At 75.8% G+C, this 6,091-nt stretch carries 6 protein-coding genes and 1 pseudogene; 1 reads left to right on the forward strand and 6 read right to left on the reverse strand.

Going from position 1 to position 6,091, the window contains the following annotated elements; translation table 11 throughout:
* The 3 genes and pseudogenes from ACWEVO_RS27415 to ACWEVO_RS27425 form a co-directional block, all read right to left on the reverse strand.
* Positions 1-340: pseudogene (locus ACWEVO_RS27415) on the reverse strand (monooxygenase); the annotation flags it as partial.
* Positions 337-825, reverse strand: coding sequence for a YbaK/EbsC family protein (locus tag ACWEVO_RS27420; protein WP_452310381.1), 489 nt, complete (start codon positions 823-825; stop codon positions 337-339). The gene ACWEVO_RS27420 and the pseudogene ACWEVO_RS27415, both read right to left, overlap by 4 nt.
* 105 nt (positions 826-930) lie before the next feature.
* Positions 931-1,674, reverse strand: coding sequence for a TetR/AcrR family transcriptional regulator C-terminal domain-containing protein (locus tag ACWEVO_RS27425; RefSeq protein WP_452310382.1), 744 nt, complete (start codon positions 1,672-1,674; stop codon positions 931-933).
* Positions 1,675-1,759: 85 nt separating this feature from the next.
* Between ACWEVO_RS27425 and ACWEVO_RS27430 the strand changes: the two genes are divergently transcribed.
* Entirely contained in the window at positions 1,760-2,950 is a 1,191-nt protein-coding gene (locus tag ACWEVO_RS27430) for an FAD-dependent monooxygenase (RefSeq protein WP_452310383.1), read from the forward strand.
* Here ACWEVO_RS27430 and ACWEVO_RS27435 read toward each other — a convergent pair.
* From ACWEVO_RS27435 to ACWEVO_RS27445, 3 genes are read right to left on the reverse strand one after another with little or no spacing between them, the layout of a single operon-like run.
* Positions 2,932-3,744 carry an FAD:protein FMN transferase gene (locus tag ACWEVO_RS27435; RefSeq protein WP_452310384.1) on the reverse strand — a complete coding sequence of 271 codons (813 nt, stop codon included), beginning with the start codon at positions 3,742-3,744 and terminating at the stop codon, positions 2,932-2,934. The genes ACWEVO_RS27430 and ACWEVO_RS27435 overlap by 19 nt on opposite strands.
* Positions 3,745-3,751: 7 nt before the next feature.
* A complete protein-coding gene (locus ACWEVO_RS27440) occupies positions 3,752-4,273 on the reverse strand; it encodes an FMN-binding protein (RefSeq protein ID WP_452310385.1) in 522 nt (173 codons plus the stop codon).
* A gap of 20 nt (positions 4,274-4,293) precedes the next feature.
* Positions 4,294-5,691, reverse strand: a complete 1,398-nt coding sequence (locus tag ACWEVO_RS27445) for a ferredoxin reductase family protein (RefSeq protein WP_452310386.1) — start codon at positions 5,689-5,691, stop codon at positions 4,294-4,296.
* Positions 5,692-6,091 lie beyond the last annotated feature (400 nt).

The following is a 6,091-nucleotide window of genomic DNA, read 5'->3' on the forward strand; positions in this document are numbered from 1 at the left end:
GCCGCCGCCCGGACCACTGGCCCCGGCTGGTGAGCGGGCGCAGCTCCACCCGGGCGGCGGCGCGGGCGATCCGGGCCCAGGAGCGCCCGACCGGCGAGGCGTCGAAGCCGGCCGCGGCGGCGGGGGAGTCCCAGACCACCAGGGCCGCCCAGCGGGTCGGGTCGGCGTCGCCCGGGCCGAAGCCGGTGCCGCTCCCGGTGCCGAGCAGCTTGGCGAACCGGACTCCCGGGAGTCGGCGCAGCCGCCACGGGTGGGCCGCCATCCGCCGCAGCGCGCCGGGCACCGCCCGCCGGGGAACCCGCCACACGTGCAGCGTGACCAGTTCGGGTACGGCGGTCACGCCACCTCGGCCGGCGTGCCGGCGGTGATCCGCAGCAGCTCCGCGTACGTGGTGGGGAAGACCGCCTGCGGCACGCCGCCGGCCGCCCACACCTCGTCGTAGCCGGCGAGGGCGGTGTCCACCACGGTGCGCAGCGGTCCGGGGTGGCCGACCGGGGCGACCCCGCCGATCACCTGGCCGGTGTGCCGCTTGACGAACTCCGGGGTGGCCCGGCGCAGGTGGGTGACGCCGAGGGTCGCGGCCAGCCCGGCGGTGTCCACCCGGTGGGCGCCGGAGGTGAGCACCAGCAGCGGCGCGTCGTCGGCGTCGAAGATGAGCGAGTTGGCGATGGCGCCGACCCCGACGCCGAGCGCCTCGGCCGCCGCGGCGGCGGTGTGTACCGCCGCGGGCAGCAGCCGGACCTGGCTGGCCCCGCCGGAACCGTCCTGCGCGCCCGCGTCGTCGAGCGCCCGCTGCACCGCCTGCACGTTCGGGTGTGACTGCATGCGGCTCATTCTCCCCGCCGCACTGCCGCCGGCGTCCGCGCCCCACCCCGTGTCCCGCCGTGCCCGCAGGACCCGCACTGATTCACCGACGTGGTGGCCGTCCCACTACGTCCGGGGGACCTGCGGCGGGCGGTGGCCGGCGGCGCGGGTGGTGATGAGGGCGTGGATGCCGTCGAGGATGCGGGCCAGGCCGAAGTCGAGGGCCTGGTCGCCGGGGGCCTCGGCGGGGATCGCGCGCAGCGCGGCGTCCAGGGCGGGGAAGCGCTCCTCCCGGCCGCGTACCAGCACCGCGAACGCGGCCTCCCGGCCCTGCTCCGGGGCGGTGCCGGCGACCGAGTGCTGGGCCAGGTTGCGGGCGTGGCCGACCAGGAGCACCGCGACGTCCAGCTGCTCGCCGCCGGTCAGCCCGGTGCCCTGGAGCGCGGCGACCACCCGTTCCAGCCAGGCCAGCTCGTTCGGCCCGGGCACCCGGGGGGCGACCGTGGCGGCGTGTGCCCACGGGTGGCGGCGGAACCGGTCGAAGATCTGCCGGGTCCAGTCGTCGAGCTGACCGCGCCAGTCGGCCCCGGTCGGGGCCGGGGGCGGCCCGCCGATGGCCGTCTCCAGCATCAGGGCGACCAGCTCGGCCCGGCCCGGCACGTACCGGTAGAGGGCCATCTTGGTGACGTCGAGCGACTCGGCGACCCGCTGCATGGTCAGCCCCTCGAGCCCGTCGGCGTCGGCGATGGCGATGCCGGCCCGCGCGATGGCGTCGAGGGTGAGGGTGGGGCGGGGTCCCCGCCTCGGCCCGCTGGGCGTGCCCCACAACAGCTCGTAGAGCCGTTTCTTGTCGACGCCACCGGTCTCCACGCGCACCCCTCTTGTTCGCGGGTCAAAACTGTGTCTACAGTACTCTGTATCCGACGGACACAGTTTCAATCACCGGGGGTAAGACATGTCCTCTTCGCTGCGCGGCTTCCGCGTACTCGTCTCCGGCGCCGGGGTGGCGGGTCCGGCGGTGGCCTGGTGGCTGGCCCGCCACGGGGCCGAGGTGACCGTGGTCGAGGCCGCTCCGGCGCTGCGGACCAGCGGCTTCGCCGTCGACTTCCGCGGGCCGACCCACCTCGGCGTGCTTGCCGCCATGGGCGTGCTCGACGAGTTGCGCGCGGTGCAGACCCACGCCGGCGCGATGAGTCGGGTCGACGCGCACGGCCGGGAGATCTTCCGGCTGCCGGCGGAGTTCGCCGGCGGCGAACTGGAGGTCCGCCGCCGGGACCTGTCCCGGATCCTGTACGAGCGCGGCGCCGACCGGGTGGACTACCGGTTCGGCGACCGGATCGTCGCGCTCACCGAGACCGCCGACGGGGTGCGGGCCGCGTTCGCCCGGGGCGACGAGCGCACCGTCGACCTGGTGGTCGGCGCGGACGGCCTGCACTCCGGGGTGCGCCGGCTCGCCTTCGGCCCGGAGACCGGGTACGTGACCCACCTCGGCTACCACCTCGCCGGGTGGGACCTGCCCAACGACCTGGCTGCCGACGCCGTCCCCCGGCAGTACAACGTGCCCGGCCGGATGGCCAGCGTCTCCGCCGACCCGCGCGAGCCGGACCGGGCCACCGCCTTCGTGGTCTTCACCGGCCCCCCGCAGGACCACGACCGGCTCGACGTCGAGCGGCAGAAGGCGCTGATCACCACCGCCTTCGCCGGGCTGGGCTGGCACGTGCCGCGGCTGCTGGCCGGCCTGCGGGACGCGCCGGAGCTCTACTTCGACGCGATCGCCAAGGTGCGGGTGCCCCGCTGGCACACCGGCCGCAGCGTGCTGCTCGGCGACGCGGCCTGGGGCGTCACGCTGGGCGGGATGGGGGTCGGCATCGGGCTCGTCGGGGCGTACGTGCTCGCCGGCGAGCTGGCCCTGGCCGGCGGCGACCACCGGGTCGCGCTGCCCGCGTACGAGCGGCGGATGCGCGGGTACGCGGGCCGCTGGCAGCGCGGCGCCAGCCCCGGCCAGTTCCTCGCCCCGGCCAGCGGCTGGGGGCTGTGGCTGCGGGACCGGCTGCTGGCCGCCCGCCCGGTCCAGTCGATGCTGATCCGCAGCGTCGGCGCGGCGACCACCGAGGCCGACCTGCCCGACTACGCGGCGCGGGTCTGACCCGCGGGCCGGGAACCGGGCCAGTTCGGGGTGGCCCGGACCCGCCCGGCGGCGTCCACCAGCAGCGCCGCGTACCCGTCCAGGGTGGCCAGCCAGTCCAGCGCGTCCGCGCCGCGGGCGACCGCCGCGGTCGCGTACACGTCGGCCCAGAGCAGCTCGGGACCGACCACGGTGACCGACCGGACGGCCTCGGCCGGGCGGCCGGCGCGCGGGTCGGTGATGTGCGCGCCGCGCCGCGCGGTGCCCGAGGTGGCGACGGCGCCGTGCGCCCGCTCGACGACGTCGAGCATCCGCTCGGGGCGGTCCGGGTCCTCGATCCCGACCCGCCAGGCCGGCCGGCCCGGCGCGGTCCGCAGCAGCACGTCCCCGCCCGCGTTGAGGCAGAGGTCATGTCCGGGCAGATCGGTCAGGTGCCGCGCGGCCCGCTCCACCGCCCACCCCTTGACCAGGCCGGACGGGTCGAAGCCGGTGCCGCCGCCGGGCAGCGGCAGGCGCCGCGCGTCGAACCACCCGCCGGTCCGCACCCGGGCCTCCTCGCAGCGCTCCACCACCTCGCGCACCACCGGGTCGGCGGTGGCCGGGTCGGGCAGCGCCCCGCCGAGGCGGCCCAGCACGCTGTCCGGCCGGTACGTGCTGAACACCGCGTCCACCCCGCGCAGCTCGGCGAAGACCCGCTCCACCCGCTCCGCGACCGCGTCGGTGCGCACCTCGGGCCCGCGCAGGTGCACGCTGACCGGCAGCCCCATCACCTGCACCACCCAGGCGCGCCGGTCGAGTTCCCTGGTCAGGTTCATCGCGTCCTCACTTCAGGTGCGCCGCGTCGAGCGCGGACTGCAGCGATTCCCGGTACCCGTCGCTGGTGACGGTGGCGCCGGAGACGGTGTCGATCTGGGCGCTCTGCGCGGCCAGCGCCTCCTGGTGCAGGATCGGCACCGCGTAGTCGTTGATCTCCTGGTCCCGGTGGTTGCCGTCGGGCACCTGCACCGCGGTGACGTCGGTGATCTTCCCGTGCGAGACGGTGATCCTCACCTGCACCGGCCCCCACCGGGTCTGCGCCACCGAGCCGGTGGCCGTGCCGCTGCCGCCCGAGGTGCTGCCGCCGCCGCTCGACGTGCCGCCGCTCGACGAGCCCGAGGTGCCGCCGCTCGACGAGCCGGAGCCGTCGTCCGTGCCGGTCCAGGAGCTGCCGTTGCCGGCCGAGCCGTCCGGGCCGGAGGCGATCGCGCTGTTCTCCCCGCCCGCGCCCATGGTGCTGGTCTTGTAGCTGAACAGCAGCACCAGCGCGGCCACCGTGGAGAGCAGCCAGATGGTGATCCGTCGCACGGATCCTCCTTTCGCGCCTTTCACCAGGCGAAGCGTTCGTGGTGGGTGTGCGCGTCGGGGACGCCCGCCGCACGGGTCGCGGCGCGGGCGGCGTCGACCCAGCCGTCCGGTCCGCACAGGAAGACGTCGTGGGTGGTGACGCCGGGGGAGAGCCGGCGCAGGGCCTCCGCGTCGGACATCCCCTCGGCGTACGCCGGCAGCCAGCTCGGGCGCGCCGCCCGGGGGCCGACCAGGTAGTGCACGACCAGCCCGCGTTCCGCGGCGAGCCGGTCCAGCTCCGCCCGGAAGGCCAGGTCCGCTCCGGTACGCGCGCGGTAGAGCAGCACCGCCTCGCCGGGGGCGTACGGCAGTTCCCAGAGCAGCGCCAGCAGCGGGGTGATCCCGACCCCGCAGGCCAGCATGGTGATCCCGCCGCCCCGCCAGTGTTCCCCGGTCAGCCGCCCGTACGGCCCCTCGACCAGCACCTTCGTGCCGGGGCGCAGGGTCGCCACCCGGGAGCTGTCGTCGCCGAGGTCCTTGACCGTGATCCGCATCAGGTCCCCGTTGGGCGGCGCGGACAGTGAGTACGGGTGCGCCCGGGACCAGCCGGGGCCGTCCAGGAACCGCCAGAGCAGGAACTGCCCGGCCCGGGCGGGCAGCCGGTGCAGGTGGCGCCCGCGCAGCCAGACCGAGGTGATCCCGGGCGCCTCGGGCACCACCGCGGCCACCTCGATCCGGTGCCGCGCCGATCGCCAGGCGGGCAGCGCCAGCCGGTAGACCAGCACGCTGGCCAGCGCCAGCAGGTAGACGGTCCACCAGTAGGCGCGGGCCAGCGGCGAGGCGAGGAAGTCGGCGCCGGTCCAGAGCTGGTGCGGCAGCGCCAGCGCGATGCCCAGGTACGCGTACAGGTGCAGCAGGTGCCAGGACTCGTAGCGCAGCCGGCGGCGCGCGGCCCGGACCGAGGTCACCACCACCAGCACCAGCAGGGCCAGGGCCGCGGTGGCCAGCAGCATCCCCGGGTACGTGACGACCAGGTCCCAGGTCTCGGACAGCACGCCCTGCCGGGCGGTGCCGGCGTACCCGAGGACGGTCAGCGCCACGTGGGCGAGGAGAAGATTGAAGGAGGTGAAGCCGGCGAGCCGGTGCCAGCGGGCGATCCGGTCCTGGCCGAAGCTCCGCTCGATCAGCGGCACCCGGGCCATCAGCACCACCTGGATGAGCATCAGGTCGGCGCTGACCAGACCGGCGAGCCGGCCGAGCGAGGTGAGCCCGGTGGCCATCCCGCCCAGCAGCTCCTGCACGCCCCGGTCGGCGGTCCAGAGGGCGGTGACCACCAGCAGGCTGAGCACCGCGAGGCTGCCGGCGACGTCCGCCCACCAGGCGGGGACCGTCGGCAGGGCGCGGCGCACGGTCCGCCGGTCGGCCACGGCGGCGGTCACCAGAGAGTCTTTTCGGTACGGCTCACGTTCATGACCTCAACCTTGGGGTGGGGAGTTCGGTGCCCCCTTTGCCGATGCTGTGCCCCGGCTGAGAATCCGAACCCGCCTCCGGCGTGTCCCGGCGCGCCACACGTTGCATTTTCGTCGGGGGGGAGGTGTACTGTCGGGGTAGTTAGAACGAGTGTTCGATTCAGTCGTACGCTCGTTCCAGCGCCCGGGAAAGGTGTTTCGCGGCTCCGGCTCCCGGGAGGTGCGGTTCCGCGGACCGCACCGGGCTCCGGACAGTCGCGAGTCCGGACCCGTCAGGCAGGATCGTCGGGCCCCCCCCCCCCCCCCCCCGCGGGCGGCGACGAAACCCCCCGGGACCCGGCGCGGGGGGGGGTGGGGGATAGGACGAGCG

The sequence above is a fragment of the Micromonospora sp. NPDC003776 genome (genome assembly GCF_053605645.1).